Here is a 16,892-nt window from a genome sequence, read left to right on the forward strand (position 1 = left end):
TGGTGAAGTCCGTACCTTCGCTCAAGAACGTACAGTACACGCAGTGCTCGGTGTGGAACATCGGCATATGCTGATGGATGACCACCTCAAGCTTGGAAGTTTCAGCACGGCGAAGCAAATCGACCATTTGCTGAATGTTCAAGTCGTACGAAGGTGTTATTTTGGATAAACCCGCCTCCAAGAAGAGCGCGGCCGTTTTGTGGTTAGCCACATTGAGCGAGAAGTCTCCGATGAGCTGCGGCTGCGGCGCATCCGGATGCTCCAAGCGATGCTTCAAGAAGAAGTAAGCCGCGCCTGTGTTACGAATCAACACCGCATCAGGTTTAAGCTTCAGTATATTGTTAAAATAGCCTGTTTCCCCAGGCATGTGAATCCGCGGTGTCGCCAAGGCGATTCGGCGGCCGGCAGCATGGACAGCTTCAACTGCCGCAGGGAACTGCTTAATAAATTCAAAATCAGCGTAAATGAGCTGTACATCATCAGTCGTTTCTAGTACAGCCTTCACCTGATCCAGGTTGCGGCAGAGTGCGGTTAGCTCCACAGCGCGGCGATCCGCCAGGGATAGCGCAGGCGTATGAACGGCGGCTTCATGGCGCTCCGTCACAGACGGGAGCACGTCGTCGTAAACGCCGACGTCACGCTTGATGTAAGCGCGCGGCTTCTGCCGCTCGTCTTCCATCAACTCAACAGCACTGCGTCGCATGCTGTTCAGCTCGCGCATCGGCACGATAAGCTCACCCACAAGCTGGACTTCCAGCTGGCTGAGTTCGTAAATCGTGCCGCCAAGGCGACCGAACTGCTCGGTGAAGAGCTGTTCGTCCATAGGTCTTTTTTCCGCACGAACCAGCGGAAGCTCGGACTGAACGAAGACGGTATGCCCGCCTCGGATATCTGTCCACCAGCTTTTGAGCGTCTCGCCTTCAACACCGCTAATCTTAATGCTGACCGGGAATGTCCGGTAAGGCTTATCGGTCTCGAAGGTCTGGCGCAGGCGCTTGTCGAGATGCGGATCGTTCGTCTTCCAAATGCGGTCACCGACATGCAGACGACTTAACTCAACATCGTTGCGGCCCATAATAATTTCGATGAGTCCGCCCTCGGCTTCGCCTTCGAGCTTCTCACCTTTGCGGCGCAAGTCATAGATTCGCCCGCCTTCTTCTTTCTTCGTGGGATCTCCTGCATCGAAGACGACACCGTCTCCACGCTTAATCGGCGCCTCGAGCTCGCATATCACGCCATCGCGCAAAATTTGCTTGATACGGCCAACGAAAACCCCGCGGCTTTTGGGAAACGTCCCATCGACAAGCTGCTTATTGTTGGTTCCATTCAAGAAGCCAACGGTAAATCCACGCGAGAAGCTCTGCTGCAGCTCACGAACCTCTTCTTTCGACGGACGAGCATCCTCTCCATCGAAATAACGGTCAATCGCTCGGCGATATTTACTCACGACATTCGCCACGTATTCAGGGGTTTTCAAACGCCCTTCAATTTTAAAAGAACGCACGCCAGCTTCAATCAATTCCGGCACAATCTCAATGGCCGCCAAGTCCTTAGGCGAAAGCAAATAAGTCACGTCACCCATCGGTTTTTGGACACCATCCACCATCAGGTCATACGGCAGACGGCATGCCTGCGCGCACTCCCCACGGTTAGCGGAGCGTCCGCCCCACATTTCGGAAGTCAAGCATTGACCGGAGTACGAAACGCAAAGCGCGCCATGTACGAACACTTCCATCGGAAGCTTGGCTTGATCACCGATTTGCTTGATCTGTTTCAGGTTATTCTCACGACCGAGAACAACGCGTTCAATGTCGAACGGTTTCGTAAATTCAACTGCCTCCGGCGATGTAATCGTCATCTGTGTCGATCCGTGAATCGGGAAATCCGGAGAAATCTCGCGAATCATTTTAACCAAACCAAGATCCTGCACAATAACCGCGTCAACACCCGCATCCACACAAGCTTCAATTAACTGCTTCGCCTCATTCAACTCTTCCTCGAAAACGAGAATGTTAAACGTTAGGAAGCCTTGAACCCCGTACAAATGAAGAAACGACATAATGTCCGGCAATTCTGCCATCGTAAAATTATGCGCTCTAGCTCGTGCATTAAATTTCTCCACACCAAAAAACACGGCATCTGCCCCATTGGCAACAGCCGCTCGCAAACAATCCCAGTCCCCCGCAGGAGCCAGCAACTCTATATCTTCTCTGCGTATCGTACGCATGGCAGCAAATCCTTTCAATAATAGATCCTCAGGTAACCCTCAAAGTCTTCTCTTTAGTGTAACAGAAAGGATAGGTAGGAATCTAGGGCTTAGGTGTTTTGCAAAGTTACCCAAATTCCTACAGCTTTCGCTCTTTTCCAAACGTTTCCTAGAAGGAAGCGGCCCTTTTAAAAGTTAACAAACGTACCTATGAATGCTATAATGGCAAGGATAGTGACCATCTTAGTAATTGAGGGATACCTTTGGCTTTGTCGAAAATTCGTTATGCGAAACTACTTATTGGACTATTCATTGGCATCCTGTTGCTTCTTGCGCTTCTTTTCTTTTTGCCTAAAGTGGACCAAACGAAGCTTTTGTATGCCACGAGCGGAGAAAAGTATGACACGGCAGCCTATGGTAATTTTCAGCAAACCTTACAAGCAGGCGTTCGTATTGAGAAACAAAACCTGCATCTCCTATCTGCAAGCAAGCTTCGCGCTTACGATGCTATTTATCTAGATCCCGCCCTCGGAGAAGACGCCGGGTGGGCAGAACAATCAACGAAGCTTATAAACTTCGTGAAGCAAGGCGGACATTTATTGTTGGAAAACGGCTTTGCTGCCAGCTTTCCAGCCGATTTCCTCGGTGCTGGGCAGATCGTTGACATGAAAACCGTGAAAGCCGCTGCGAATGCTGCTCCCAACACAGGCGGATCACCCGATTTTAGTTACCCTGAGGTACCTTACAACCTGCAAGGCGTGCAGCAAGCTTTTCGATTATTTACGCAAAGTTATTTTAAACACAATGCCCTTGATAGTTTGCCAGACATGAACTGGGGCTATGGATTTATGCCAACCACTGGCCAAACCATTGTCCAAATGAATCAAGTTTCGCTTGCTATGCTCAATCGTGTAGGTAAGGGCGCTGTGTTAATCAGCAGCAATTTCTTACCTAATCGTTATTTTCCAACCGGCTATGATATGCAAAGCGGCATGGACCCGAATCAAGGTTTCGCTCAGCTGGCTGCCAATTATCAAGCAGAGAATAATAAACCAATTCCGGGAACGACTTATTTCAATAAGAAAGCTTTGCCCATTGAACCTTATTTTAACTTCTCTTTTGCCGCAGCAAACATGCAGTATCGTAGTGAACTGCTTGCTTATGTAGCGAAAGATACACTCGGGTACAGTGTACGCAAAATACTTGGCCCCTATGGACGGCCTGCTATGGCTTTCCAGAATCATTTTGAGGCCATGCCGGCTATTCAACAGAAGGATGGCATCGCTTGGGCGGAGACGCTCAAAAAGTATGACGAGATCCCGTCGTTCACTCTTGTGCGCAACGCCTTCTATTGGGGGCAGTGGCGCGAGAGCATCACTGTGCAGCTCAATATGGGAACGAATGCGCAGCCGAAGTTCGTCGGAGAGCTGCCTGGCTCCGGCTACGCGAGCGGTTTGCACGTGATGGCTGACGGGAAGCCGCTGCGGCAGGCATTGTTTCCGCAGTATCGCGATCTAGCCAGCGCGATTGAACTGCCTTACCGCGCGTACCCGGCCGCTGCGGATTTGAATGGCGACGGCCGCATGGATATCGTGGCCGGCAGTTCCGACGGATTCGTGTATGTGTACACGAATCTAGGCAGTAACGCTGCGGCCTATGCGAGCGAGCCGCCGCCTGAGGGCCTGGCGCTGCCGGACACGTTCGCGCGCCTGTGAAGCTGCTGCTGGAGTCCGGCGCGCCGCTCCAGCTTGGGGCCTACACCACCGTTCACGTTGCAGATGTGAACGGGGACGGCCGTCCGGACCTCGTCGTCTCCGACGAGTCCGGGGCTGTTCAGTTCCTGCCGCAGCTTGCTGACGGCAGGTTCGGGAAGCCCGCGCCCGTGCTCGCGGGCGGAAAACCGCTGCAGCTGCCCGGAGGGCCTGCAGCGCCGCTCGTCGCCGATATGACCGGCGACGGTAAGCTCGACCTCGTCCTGGGCGCAGCCGACGGACGAGTGCTGCTCTACAAGGGCCGCAGCGCAGCGGCCCTTGATCTAGAGCCAATGGGCAGCGTACTGTTCAAGCTGCCCCATAACGCTACACACGCCGCGCCAAGCGCGCGTGACATGAACGGCGATGGCCGACTCGATCTCGTGGTCGGCAGCAGCGACGGGGACCTGCAAGTGTACCTCCAAAGCGCCGATGGCGCTTGGACGGCACAAGGTCCCCTTGAGGGGACAAACCTCAACCAAGTCGGGAATCATGCCTTGGTTGCCGGACACTACTCCGTTCCGCTGTGGCTGGATCTCAACCACAACGGCAAAGACGACTTAGTCGTCGGCGGCATCGAATTCGGTTCACCTGTAGCCATCGACGATCCGCAGTTTCCTTATAAGGAACAGCTTAACGCATTCATTAAATACGCAGCGGATAATCACTTGGATCTGAATCCGCATGTGTTTGTACATAATTTTAAAAGTAGCTCTGAAGAGCGCACCGAAATCGCCCTGCATAAGCAAGCTTTTGACAAGCTGGGCATTCCATGGCTGCATCCTGGAACGAATCAACATACTTGGCGCATCAATAATCAAGATCATGAGATGACCTTGCGCAGCGAACAGCAGCAGTCCATGTGGTACAATTTTGGTTTCTTGCCATCCGAGTCGCCCGTTGTCTCTCGTCCTGATGCCATTTGGTCACTTCCCTTCCTGCTTATGGATAAGCAAGGAAGCACAGACTCAACCATGTTAATTCATACGCCAACACCCGTGCTCCGGACAGGAGACTACGCGACAACAGACGTTTTTGAATCCATGGTTCAATTGGATATGCCGATTGATTATTTCGAGCACATCGAGTACCATTTCCGGTACCGGCCAAAATTGCCGATTTAACCGATTTCGCCGACTATTTTGACAAGCTTCGTACGAAGCATGATTATAATTTCATGACGGAAACGCAGATGGCTAAGTCTTTCTTAACCGCATTGAAAAGTGAAGTGCGTATCAGTCAGTCATGGGCGTCCTATTTATGGGACAAGCTGAAGGATCGTTTGTCCAAAGGCAGCCCCCACTGGCATTCGACTTTGACCCCACTTACTAACAACGTACCAAGTTTGGCGGATGATTACACGGATACGCTTGGTGTCGTTATTGAAAAAGGCGAGAAGTTAGCACAGTACTCCTTACAAAGCGATTCAACGATTTACACGACATTAAATAATCGATTCTATATAGGTCTGGCCAAGTCTTCATCGATTAGTATTGGACCCACACAAGATCAACTGCATATGGTTCGTTCCAACGTGCCCTTTGTCCTTACTCAACAAGGTAAGACTCATCAACTAGAACTGAAATCTGCTGGCTTGCAGCAAATTAAGCTGTACAGTCCTGATGAGCTTGTATTTGAAGGATCCGATGTGAAGACCACCTACGATGCCCAAACGCATATGTATACCATCACCAGGTATGGGGATTTAACAACTATTTCTTTTACCAAAAAAGCGAAATAACCCAGCACTAACTGAATTGACCACTCTTACAACAAACCAGGAGGCTTTCCATCATGTCTAATGAAGATCTATTAGCGCAGCTCGAACAGCATATTCGCGAGCGTTACGAAATTGCTGAGGATGACGATGACTTCGACATTGACGTTCATCTGTTTGATTATGGGTTTATCGATTCCATTGGCGCTACTGCGCTAATCGCCCATATCGAGAAAACGTACAATCTCCAAGTAACGAATCAAGATCTAATGCTTTACTCTATGAACACCGTTCGTGAAATTGCCGATTTTATTTCGAAGAAGACTGCGAGGTAACCCACCCATGATGGCATGTAAAATTTCTTTAGCAGGTTTGGCTGAGAGTCAGCATGGTCAAGTCAAATATGCTTCCGCCTTTGCTGATGAGCACATCCAGGACATTTCTCTTGAGGATGGACACATTCATATTACCCATAACTCTCCGGGTGGTAACGAGCGCATTATTGAGCGCGTAGAACGTCTCATTGAGCGTTTCTCCCACGGTGATTTCGGCTTTAAAGAGAATATTCTGTTCGAGCATAAAGTGGATACGCCGTACGAAGGAGATATTATCGCTGAGTTAGTCGAACGTAAGGCCATTAAAGTGCTGGAACCGGGACTCTTCATCTTCCGTGAACCTTTCTCCAGCCTGATGCGCTTCTTGGATTACTCCTTTGTGACCAAAATTGCCAAGCGTTTCGAAGGCATGCAGGAAGAATCTTATCCTGCTGTCATTCACAGTCATACGCTGAATAAAACCAATCATTTTACTTCATTCCCAGAGCACATTCACTTCGTCACGCATTTGCGCGAGGATTTGGACGTCATCGAGTCCTTCTCACAGTCCATTCGCGAAGCTGGCGGTTGGAACCAGAACGAGCCTCTAGCACTGGATACCAACATGGTGAAGCCGAACTTCATGATGAATCCCTCCACTTGCTATCACTGTTATGAAGGCTTAGAGAATGAAACGCTCGAAGGAGATGGCATCGTCGTCACAGCTATTGCGAAATGTCATCGTTTCGAATCCAAAAACCATACTGATTTCGGTCGCTTACTTGATTTCTCGATGCGTGAAATTATTTTCGTTGGGAAGCCTGACTTCGTCAAAGAAAATCGCTTGAAATCGATTGAATATCTCAAAGAGCTAGCCGTAGAATGGAACGTAGACAGCATGATGGAAATCGCCAATGATCCGTTCTTCACGAACGACTTCCAAGTGAAAGCTTCTTTCCAACGCAATCAAGAAATGAAATACGAGCTGCGCCTAAGCATTCCGCATGTGAAGAAGTCCATCGCCTGCTCCTCTGTTAATTTTCACAGCAATACATTTGGAAATGCCTTCAATATTAAAATGGGCAAACGTAATGCCGTTACAGGCTGCGTAGGCTTTGGCATAGAGCGCTGGGCATTCGCCTTCTTGGCACAATACGGTCTCGACGAGCAGCAGTGGCCTGCGGCATTCCGTGAGCAATACCATGCATGGCAAGAAAAAGCACTTTAGTTTAAAATGTTCCGTGTTAACCCAATACATTGATAATGAGTGATACCCTTGAAAGCAGCCGCATTTCTCAAAAAAAACAGCTTCGTGCTCGGCCTCCTGCTGGCTCTCGTTGTCTCCGACCTGCTCATTTCCTGGTGGAACCCGATGGTCAGCTCACGCCGGTTTTACAAAAATGATTTTACCAAAACGCTCTACCATCATGGCTGGTCCCAATCGGGACCGGTTTTCTTTGGTAATTCGTCTGTAACGGGTGCTTATATCGAAGACAAGTCAGACGCTCATTTGGTTGAAATGGGTCTTTCCTATGGGAAGCTGACTGACCTTAAGGGAATTCTCGCAGATCATCTCTACCAGGTTCGTGATGAGCTTGTTATCGGAATCGATGTCCATACGATGTTGGATCCCTTGGAAACAGACCCCACCTACCAATGGTTCAAACCCTGGTACCAACCTTACGTCTACACGTACCGCGACTATTTCCGTGACTCCGGTGAGGAATTTGCAAGAAATTTACGCAAAGGCAGCCTCGCCTACGAGCCTCGTTGGATCGATAAAGAGCTATATCCCGGACGCAAAGATGATGCCTTCCTAAAGACGAAATGGGAGGACTATGATAAACGCTTCGGCGCTATGACGTTGAAGGATTTTAAAGACAATCTCGATGCTCTGCAATGGGTAATCGGTTATGCGAAGGAGCACAAGCTCTCGCTTCGTGTCATATGGATGCCATGGAACAAAGGCTACGCCGATCCTCCCTATGTGGCTTCTCTCAAACAAGAAGTGAATAGCCAGCTCCAAGCTGCGAATGTCCCTACACTTGATTTGATGCATACGTATGAACCGCGCTATTTCCATGATCTTGTCCATCTCAATCGGGAAGAGGGCGCTCCGCTGTTTACGAAGGAGGTTGACACATGGTTAAAATCCTTAGGAAAACCATCGAAGTCTTAGTCTATCTCGTGATGTTATATCTGATTTTTATTTATTTTACCGGCAAGGGATTATTTATCTACGAAAAGTTCTAGCACCTGAGTATGGTCATCTAGATTTTCTGAAAAATGAACCGTTCAAGCTTTTTGAAGCGAGGAGTTCTATAGCTATGTTTTATATGCACATGAACGCAATAGTCGCTATGGCTGGCATGATTGCGGTTCTCATGCTCACCCGCAAGTGGGCCGATAACAAACGAATTTTGATGATTGTATTTAGCCTTTGCTTTTTACTGTTTTTCAGCAAAAAACTATGCTTGTTCTACGCTGCCTTCACCATTATTAATTACGGGGGCTTTGTTTTTTTATGCAGAACAAAATTATGGCGGAAAGCGGCCTTTATTTCGGGAATTGCCGCTAATATTATTGGTGTTTTCCTTGGTGTTCGGCTGTATGTCATGGATGTGTTCCACAATCCACTTTTCGATGCCATCATTTACTTAGGACTCATTTATAACGTCTTGAAGGTAATCGATTCTTATTACTTCGCCTACTTCTTTGGAAAAGAAGGTCAAGTGCCGGCAATTGATTACGCCAACTATATTCTGTTCATCCCCACGTTTACATCGGGACCGATTTTAAAGTTTCGCGATTTTATGGCGGACACCAAGAAGCCTTACTCCGTCGATGCTGCACTCTTTGAAAATAGTATAAAGCGAATTATTGTAGGCATGTTCAAAAAAATGGTTGTGGTCACATGGATGACAGGTATTTTCGATCAAGTTCTCAAACAGGACCTTCATACTCATCAATCCTTGTTCCTGTTAATTTGGTTCTATGCGCTCATCTACTTTGATTTCTCTGGTTATTCAGATATGGCGATTGGTTTTGGCCGACTGATGGGATACACGATGCCTGAAAATTTCAAGCGCCCTTTCATGTCTCCGTCTATGACTCAATTTTGGCGAAATTGGCATGCCACACTCGGCGATTTTTTCCGTGATCATATCTTTATGTTCTTCTCTCGCTCCGTACCGTCGCGCTGGGTAGCCTCTAGTTTATCGGTGCTCATTATGGTATTAATGGGCTTGTGGCACGGGTTCACGTGGCTCTATCTCTTTTATGGCCTTTATCACGGTATTATTTTGGCGATAGAAAATCTGCTGAAAATGACGACCGTCAATAAAAAGAAAGTATCCAAAACTTATTTCTATTTCCGCTGTTTCGTCACACAAGCCTTAGTCACGATTTCGGTTATCATCTATAGCTCCAACTATGAAACGGTCCTTCGCATTTATAAAGGCTTGCTTCATTTTACTGGATAAGAGTGGTATAATTTCTAATAGTTCTTACCCATTTACGGAGGTGTACTTAATGAAGTTAGGCGTATTTATGGTTCTGTTTGCTGGAAAGCCTTTGGAGGAAGCATTGGATTACGTTGTTTCCAAAGGTCTTGATTCCGTCGAAATCGGTACAGGCGGCTATCCTGGCGATGCACATTGCAAGCCCAAGGAGCTTCTTGCTGATGAAAGCAAACTGAAAGCCTTCAAACATGCAGTTGAATCCCGTGGTTTGACAATCAGTGCGCTAAGTGTTCATGGTAACCCTTTGCACCCGCAAAAACATATTGCTAAAGAATTTCACGATGCCATTATAGACACGATTGATTTGGCGCAACGTTTAGAGGTTTCTGTTGTTAATACGTTCTCCGGTTGCCCAGGTGACCATGAGGATGCCAAATATCCGAACTGGCCTGTTGCTCCTTGGCCGAATGATTTCCAAGAGATTTTGGACTGGCAGTGGACGAACAAAGTCATTCCTTATTGGACTGAAGTTGGTAAATACGCATCCGATCGTAATGTGAAAATCGGTTTGGAACTACACGGTGGTTTCTCCGTACATACACCTGCAACCTTGCTTCGCCTTCGTGAAGCTGTAGGTGATGTAATCGGCGCGAATTTGGATCCTAGCCACATGTGGTGGCAAGGTATCGATCCTGTCCAAGCTGTTCATATTCTGGGCCGCGCTGGCGCCATTCACCATTTCCATGCCAAGGATACATCCGTTGATGTGAACAATGTGAATCGCCATGGGGTTACGGATATGCAGTCTTACGCCAATATGCTGGATCGCGCTTGGCAGTTCCGTTCCGTTGGTTACGGACACGATCTTAAAGTTTGGGCGGATATCATGAGCGCTTTGCGTCTGGTTGGTTACGATTATGTGGTGAGCATCGAGCACGAAGACGGATTAATGTCCGTTGATGAAGGTTTCACTAAAGCTGTACAAAATCTCCAACAAGTCCTCATCAAGGAACCTCTTGGTGAGATGTGGTGGGTGTAAGTCCTATAGTCACAAGGATAAACGACTTCGTCGTCCTTTAGGGACGAGAGAGTTTGTCAAGGTAGATGCGAAGCAAATGTATAGACATATACTTTCTTATCTACTAATGAAAGACCTAGCCGAATTCGGGTAGGTCTTTTTTGTACGACAGCCCTGGGTAGTGGGAATTTTCTTTTGTATAAATTCCCAAAAAAGCCCACAGTCTGCGATCTAATGATCACTTTCTGTAGGCTTTTTATCTGTTTCATTCTGAAATTTACCAGCCTTTAATCATAATTACATCCATAAGGCCGAACACAACCAATGACACACCTGCAAATCCTAGAGCAAAGAAATTCTTTTTAGGGGTGATTACCTGTCTGATGAATGCAATCGCAATCACTGCTGTGAAGATCAAAACATAAATATCAAAGCTAGTATACGTGCTTGTTGATGCTTCTGCTGCTGCTTCCGCTAATAACATGGTGAAACCTCCTTATGTACTCGGTGCAAGGCACACGTCCTGCTATTTTAATTCTATGTTAGCTTGATTGGAGACGAGATGCAAGTAATTCCATTGATGTGTAACAAGTTTGTCACCTTTTCAGAAATTGTGAGCCTCAATTCCACCATATAACACATATCAGCAGAGATTTTAATAACTGCTTATGTATGTTTTGACTTGCCTCGTACATATAAATTGTCCATCTCCTCACACATTTATAACTCCAAATGCACGAAGATTGAAAGAAAAACCCTCATTTTCCTTTTTGGAAAACTTGGGTTCTATGCATCGTCTTATGCTGTTTTAAACGACGAGTCCAAAAAATATAGTCGATTCTTTTTGCTCATCCACAGACTCGGCTAGTAGCTTCTGAGCTACTTCTTTCTCCTGCCATGCTAAATATCGAAAGGGATCTATCCCTAAATATGTAACAATCTGTTGCAGCTCTAATGTTCGTTTCATAACAAGCCTCCATAAAATAGATAGATTAAGAATGCTTATATCTCTCGACCATTGATAGTCAGCAAGGGATATTATCCTGTACATCTTGTACTCTAATTATAGGACTAAACTCCTGAATTAGGATAGAGGGTTAAATTGTCGAAGCTTGTATGATTCAATTAAATATTAACAAAATCCACGGTGGACTCGTCGGAATTCATTGTAGATCTGATATTTCATCAAAGAATGTATATGAAATTAGACTCATGATCGTCGAGATCATGAGTCTAATTTTACTTAACAGCTATCCTACCGATTCTTCTAATAATTCAAGACGTTTCACGTAATTCTCAGAACGCTCCCGGTCCCTTTCGAGGATTGGCTTCAAGTATTGACCGGTATAAGAGCCAGACACTTTCACAACATCTTCGGGTGTGCCTGAAGCAATGATCAGTCCGCCGCGGTTACCGCCTTCGGGTCCTAGATCGATAAGGTGATCGGCCGTCTTAATCACATCGAGATTATGCTCAATGACAAGTACAGTTTCACCGTTCTCCACGAGACGGTGGAGAACCTTGAGCAGACGATCGATATCGTGGATGTGGAGGCCCGTAGTGGGCTCATCCAGGATGTAGATCGTCTTGCCTGTACTGCGGCGATACAGCTCAGCTGCGAGCTTTACACGCTGAGCTTCACCGCCGGAAAGTGTCGTAGCAGGTTGACCAAGGGTCATGTAGCCCAAGCCCACATCCAAAAGCGTAGTTAGCTTGCGATGGATTCGCGGCAAATTCTTGAAAAACTCGCAGCCATCTTCAATTGTCATCTCGAGCACTTCTGAGATGCTCTTGCCTTTGTACTTCACTTCCATTGTTTCACGATTGTATCGTTTGCCCTTGCACACTTCACAAGGCACGTAGACGTCAGGCAAGAAATGCATCTCGATCTTAATGATGCCATCTCCACGACATGCCTCGCAGCGACCTCCCTTGACGTTAAAGCTGAAGCGGCCCTTCTTATATCCACGAACTTTAGCTTCATTCGTATTGGCATACACATCCCGAATATCATCGAAAACACCTGTATACGTTGCTGGATTAGAGCGAGGTGTTCGTCCGATCGGAGATTGGTCTATATCTATGACTTTATCAATCTGATCCAACCCAACAATTTCTTTATGTTCACCGGGACGAACCTTTGCTCCGTTTAAATCACGCGCAAGCGTTTTGAACAAAATTTCGTTAATTAATGTACTCTTGCCGGAACCGGACACTCCAGTTACGCAGGTAAACACACCCAGAGGTACTTTAACAGAAACATTGCGTAGATTATTTTCTTTGGCACCCTTTACTTCAATATATTTGCCATTTGGTTTGCGTCTTGTGGCGGGAACAGGGATGAACTTTTTACCACTGAGATACTGTCCTGTTATGGAGTTCTCATCTTCCATTAATTCTGAAGGCGTACCTTGAGCAATGATTTGTCCACCGTGAATACCGGCACCTGGTCCTATATCGATAATATAGTCGGCCGCCATCATCGTATCTTCATCATGTTCGACAACAATGAGCGTGTTGCCCAGATTCCGCATATGCTCTAAGGTTTGAATAAGTCTGTAGTTATCCCTTTGATGAAGTCCAATACTAGGCTCGTCCAGAATGTATAGAACTCCCATCAAGCTTGATCCGATCTGTGTAGCAAGGCGGATCCGCTGCGCCTCTCCTCCAGAAAGAGAGCCTGCTGACCGATGCATGGTTAAATAGTCCAAGCCCACATTCACTAAGAAACCTAATCGGGCTCTGATTTCCTTCAGAATTAAATTAGAGATCATCTGTTCTTTATCTGTTAGTTCCAGACTCTTGAACCATTCCTCTGATTCACCGATAGAAAGGGATGTGGCATGGGCAATATTTTTACCATTAATCGTCACGGCCAATGTTTCCGGCTTCAAACGCTGCCCTTTGCATTTCGGACAAGGCTTCGTACTCATGTAGGTCTGAATATGCTCACGAATTCCTTCAGAGAACGTATCCTTAAATCTACGTTCCAGGTTGCGTATAATACCCTCAAAAGGAACTAGCGCTTCCTTCGTAGCCCCCATGTCATTCTCGTAGCGGAAGCGAATCTTCTCTCCACCCGTTCCGTAAAGAATGACCTTCATCTGATCGCTGCTGATCTCAGAAACAGGAACATTTCGCGGAATCTTATAATGCTCGCAGACAGCAGCCAGAAATTGCGGATAATAATTGGAGGTACTTCCCGCCCATGCTTCAAAGGCCCCATCTTCAATGGTTAGCTTATTGTCAGGAACCAGCAAATCAGGATCAACGATCATTTGACTGCCTAATCCGTCACATTCGGGACAGGCGCCAAAAGGACTATTAAACGAGAACATTCTCGGAGCTAATTCTTCAACGCTAAAGCCACACTCGGGGCAAGCTAAGTTTTGGCTGAAAAGCAATTCTTCTTTGTCCATAATATCAACGATTACGCGTCCATTGGCTAATTTAAGTGCGGTCTCAAGTGAATCAGCAAGACGAGTCTGCACGTCCTCTTTAACCACGATACGGTCAACAACCACTTCAATCGTATGCTTTTTGTTCTTGTCCAGCTCAATTTTTTCTGAAAGATCAAGCGTTTCCCCATTTACACGGACCCGTACGAAGCCCTGCTTCTGGATATCTGTAAACAGCTTGGTATGCTCGCCTTTACGTCCTGATATAAGCGGTGCAAGTATCTGCAGTTTTGTCCGCTCGGGGTATTCCATAATACGGTCAACCATTTGTTCGACCGTTTGTGAAGTAATTTCAATGCCATGAGTCGGGCAGTGTGGACGACCAATACGCGCATATAGCAAACGCAAATAATCATAGATTTCGGTGACCGTTCCAACTGTAGAACGCGGATTACGGCTTGTCGTCTTTTGGTCAATAGAAATAGCCGGTGAAAGACCCTCAATCGAATCTACATCCGGCTTATCCATCTGTCCGAGAAATTGTCTGGCATAAGCAGACAGAGATTCCACGTATCTGCGCTGTCCTTCTGCATAAATCGTATCAAAGGCCAGTGACGATTTCCCTGAACCGCTTAAACCCGTAAGAACAACAAATTTATCACGGGGAATCGTGACATCAATATTTTTCAGATTATGAGCTCTCGCTCCTTTAATGACGATTTGATCTCTGGACACGAATGATCCTTCCTCTCTATGTGAAGAGGAAGCCGTTTGCTAGGCTTCCGTTTTCATTTCCATAATGGCATCACGCAATTGTGCTGCTCGTTCAAACTGCAAGTTCTTGGCAGCTTCTTTCATTTCGCCTTCCAAACGCTCAATCAGTGAAGCCCGATCTTTCTTCGACATCTTCGCGCCTTTTACATCGGACAAATAATCCGCTTTCTGTTCGGCGACTTTGGTAGCTTCAATAACATCACGAATTTTCTTGGCAATCGTTTGCGGCGTAATGCCCAGCTTCGTGTTATGCGCCTCCTGCAGGCTCCGACGACGACCGGTCTCATATATCGCTTTTTGCATAGAATCCGTTATCTTATCTCCATACATAATAACACGACCGTCCGAGTTACGCGCGGCACGACCAATCGTTTGAATCAGCGAGCGTTCCGAACGCAAGAAACCTTCTTTGTCCGCATCTAAAATGGCGACAAGCGAAACTTCAGGTAAATCAAGTCCCTCTCTCAGCAAGTTAATTCCCACAAGTACGTGAAAGGTTCCCAAACGCAGATCGCGAAGAATCTGCATACGCTCAAAGTCTTAATATCTGAATGCAAATAACGCACTTTAATGCCTATTTCTTTAAAATAATCCGTTAAATCTTCCGACATTTTCTTAGTCAAGGTAGTGACGAGCACCCGCTCATCTTTACTAATCCGGTCATGGATTTCGGCAATCAGATCATCGATTTGCCCTTTGGTCGGTCTCACTTCAATAATCGGATCGAGTAGACCGGTAGGACGAATAATCTGCTGCGTCATCTCCGGACAATGTTCCAATTCGTAAGGTCCCGGTGTTGCTGATATATATAAAATTTGACTGACTTTGTCTTCAAACTCTTCGAAACGAAGAGGGCGGTTATCCAAGGCAGACGGCAAACGAAAACCATGATCTACCAGCACTTCTTTCCTTGCGCGGTCACCATTGTACATAGCCCGAATTTGCGGCAATGTGACGTGAGACTCGTCGACCATAAACAGCATGTCGTCAGGGAAGTAGTCCAGAAGCGTATAAGGGGTAGCTCCGCGTTCACGGAACGTCAGTGGTCCGGAATAGTTCTCAATGCCGGAACAAAAGCCCATCTCTTGCATCATTTCCATATCATAACGAGTACGCTGTTCCAGCCTTTGTGCTTCAAGCAGTTTCCCCTGCTCGCGAAGCTCCGTAAGGCGTTCCTCCAACTCTCGCTCAATATTGACAAGTGCTCGCTTCATGGTGTCTTCGTGTGTTACGAAGTGAGAAGCCGGGAAAATCGCGATATGATCACGCTCTCCGATAATCTCGCCCGTAAGCACATCGATCTCGGTTATCCGCTCGATTTCATCTCCAAATAACTCTACTCGCACAGCTTGCTCGCCATGTGAAGCCGGGAAAATCTCTACGACATCGCCGCGTACGCGAAAGGTTCCACGAACAAAGTTCAAATCGTTCCGCTGATACTGAATATCCACAAGCCGATGCAGAATCTCCGTACGTGACTTCTCCATCCCTACACGCAAAGAAAGCAGCATAGAGCCATATTCCAATGGCGATCCCAGACCATAAATACACGACACGCTGGCCACGACAATCACATCACGACGCTCGAATAATGAACTCGTCGCAGAATGGCGAAGCTTATCAATCTCTTCATTAATGCTGGAATCTTTCTCGATGTAAGTATCAGAGGAGGCAATGTAGGCTTCTGGTTGGTAGTAGTCATAGTAACTGACGAAGTAGGAGACGGCATTGTGAGGAAAAAACTCTTTGAACTCGCTGCACAATTGTGCGGCCAGCGTTTTGTTGTGTGCGATGATCAGTGTCGGACGATTCAACTTAGCAATGACCTGCGCCGCTGTAAACGTCTTACCTGTTCCTGTTGCGCCAAGCAATGTTTGGTGCTTATTGCCTGCTTGAATGCTTTTAACAATTTCTTCGATCGCTTGGGGCTGATCTCCTTGTGGAGAAAAGTCGGATACAAGCTCGAATTTCTTAGAACTGACTTCAATATCACTCATCATTTATCACCCACACTATGGAAATAAATCGAACTTTTATCCTATTAACTTTCAGTTTACAATTTCCGATAAAGAAGTAGAACTTTCGCCAATTCTTTCCTGCTGCTGCAGAGAGAGCACATTTACGACACTCGAAAAAGCTCACCATTTGGTGAAAACACCTGATTACGAAAGGCATTTATTCATCTATGACGAATTTTATTGAGAAATTCATCATGAGAATGTTTGTTCTGATTTTCCCATTATACCTTTTTTA

The 16,892-nt window shown here is 46.7% G+C and carries 12 protein-coding genes and 2 pseudogenes; 9 read left to right on the top strand and 5 right to left on the bottom strand.

The genetic code is table 11. The annotated features are described in order from the left end of the window. Positions 1-2,227, bottom strand: a 2,227-nt coding sequence (locus FU659_RS17280) for a U32 family peptidase (RefSeq protein WP_147948718.1), incomplete at its 3' end; no start/stop codon positions are given. 242 nt (positions 2,228-2,469) lie between these two features. On the opposite strand from FU659_RS17280, the gene FU659_RS17285 reads away from it, so the two are divergent. The 9 genes and pseudogenes from FU659_RS17285 (at position 2,470) to FU659_RS17320 (ending at position 10,488) form a co-directional block, all read left to right on the top strand. Continuing rightward, a complete protein-coding gene (locus FU659_RS17285) occupies positions 2,470-3,921 on the top strand; it encodes an FG-GAP repeat protein (protein ID WP_147948719.1) in 1,452 nt (483 codons plus the stop codon). Positions 3,922-3,986: 65 nt separating this feature from the next. Then, a pseudogene (locus FU659_RS38875) lies at positions 3,987-4,121 on the top strand (FG-GAP repeat domain-containing protein); the annotation flags it as partial. Between the two features lie 30 nt (positions 4,122-4,151). Then, positions 4,152-5,081 carry an FG-GAP repeat domain-containing protein gene (locus FU659_RS17290; protein ID WP_397355960.1) on the top strand — a complete coding sequence of 310 codons (930 nt, stop codon included), beginning with the start codon at positions 4,152-4,154 and terminating at the stop codon, positions 5,079-5,081. Between the two features lie 53 nt (positions 5,082-5,134). Beyond that, a complete protein-coding gene (locus FU659_RS17295; RefSeq protein WP_147948721.1) occupies positions 5,135-5,698 on the top strand; it encodes a hypothetical protein in 564 nt (187 codons plus the stop codon). A gap of 53 nt (positions 5,699-5,751) precedes the next feature. Next, on the top strand, positions 5,752-6,009 hold the full coding sequence (locus FU659_RS17300; RefSeq protein WP_147948722.1) for an acyl carrier protein: 258 nt from the start codon (positions 5,752-5,754) through the stop codon (positions 6,007-6,009). 7 nt (positions 6,010-6,016) lie between these two features. Then, positions 6,017-7,216 carry a hypothetical protein gene (locus FU659_RS17305; protein ID WP_261807881.1) on the top strand — a complete coding sequence of 400 codons (1,200 nt, stop codon included), beginning with the start codon at positions 6,017-6,019 and terminating at the stop codon, positions 7,214-7,216. 39 nt (positions 7,217-7,255) lie between these two features. Then, a complete protein-coding gene (locus tag FU659_RS17310; RefSeq protein WP_315971333.1) occupies positions 7,256-8,167 on the top strand; it encodes a hypothetical protein in 912 nt (303 codons plus the stop codon). Between the two features lie 148 nt (positions 8,168-8,315). Continuing rightward, entirely contained in the window at positions 8,316-9,470 is a 1,155-nt protein-coding gene (locus FU659_RS17315) for an MBOAT family O-acyltransferase (RefSeq protein ID WP_147948724.1), read from the top strand. A 49-nt stretch (positions 9,471-9,519) separates the two neighbouring features. Further along, positions 9,520-10,488, top strand: a complete 969-nt coding sequence (locus FU659_RS17320; protein WP_147948725.1) for a sugar phosphate isomerase/epimerase family protein — start codon at positions 9,520-9,522, stop codon at positions 10,486-10,488. Positions 10,489-10,744: 256 nt separating this feature from the next. Here FU659_RS17320 and FU659_RS17325 read toward each other — a convergent pair whose 3' ends face one another. From FU659_RS17325 to uvrB, 4 genes and pseudogenes are all read right to left on the bottom strand, one after another. Next, positions 10,745-10,951 carry a hypothetical protein gene (locus tag FU659_RS17325; RefSeq protein WP_147948726.1) on the bottom strand — a complete coding sequence of 69 codons (207 nt, stop codon included), beginning with the start codon at positions 10,949-10,951 and terminating at the stop codon, positions 10,745-10,747. 324 nt (positions 10,952-11,275) lie between these two features. Then, entirely contained in the window at positions 11,276-11,434 is a 159-nt protein-coding gene (locus FU659_RS35570) for a hypothetical protein (RefSeq protein WP_187274208.1), read from the bottom strand. Between the two features lie 283 nt (positions 11,435-11,717). Beyond that, a complete protein-coding gene (gene uvrA, locus FU659_RS17330; RefSeq protein ID WP_147948727.1) occupies positions 11,718-14,600 on the bottom strand; it encodes an excinuclease ABC subunit UvrA in 2,883 nt (960 codons plus the stop codon). A 39-nt stretch (positions 14,601-14,639) separates the two neighbouring features. Beyond that, positions 14,640-16,636, bottom strand: a pseudogene (gene uvrB / locus FU659_RS17335) (excinuclease ABC subunit UvrB). Positions 16,637-16,892: the final 256 nt, after the last annotated feature.

Origin of the sequence: Paenibacillus sp. N3.4 (assembly GCF_008017805.1) — a bacterium.
Classification (GTDB): domain Bacteria; phylum Bacillota; class Bacilli; order Paenibacillales; family NBRC-103111; genus Paenibacillus_E.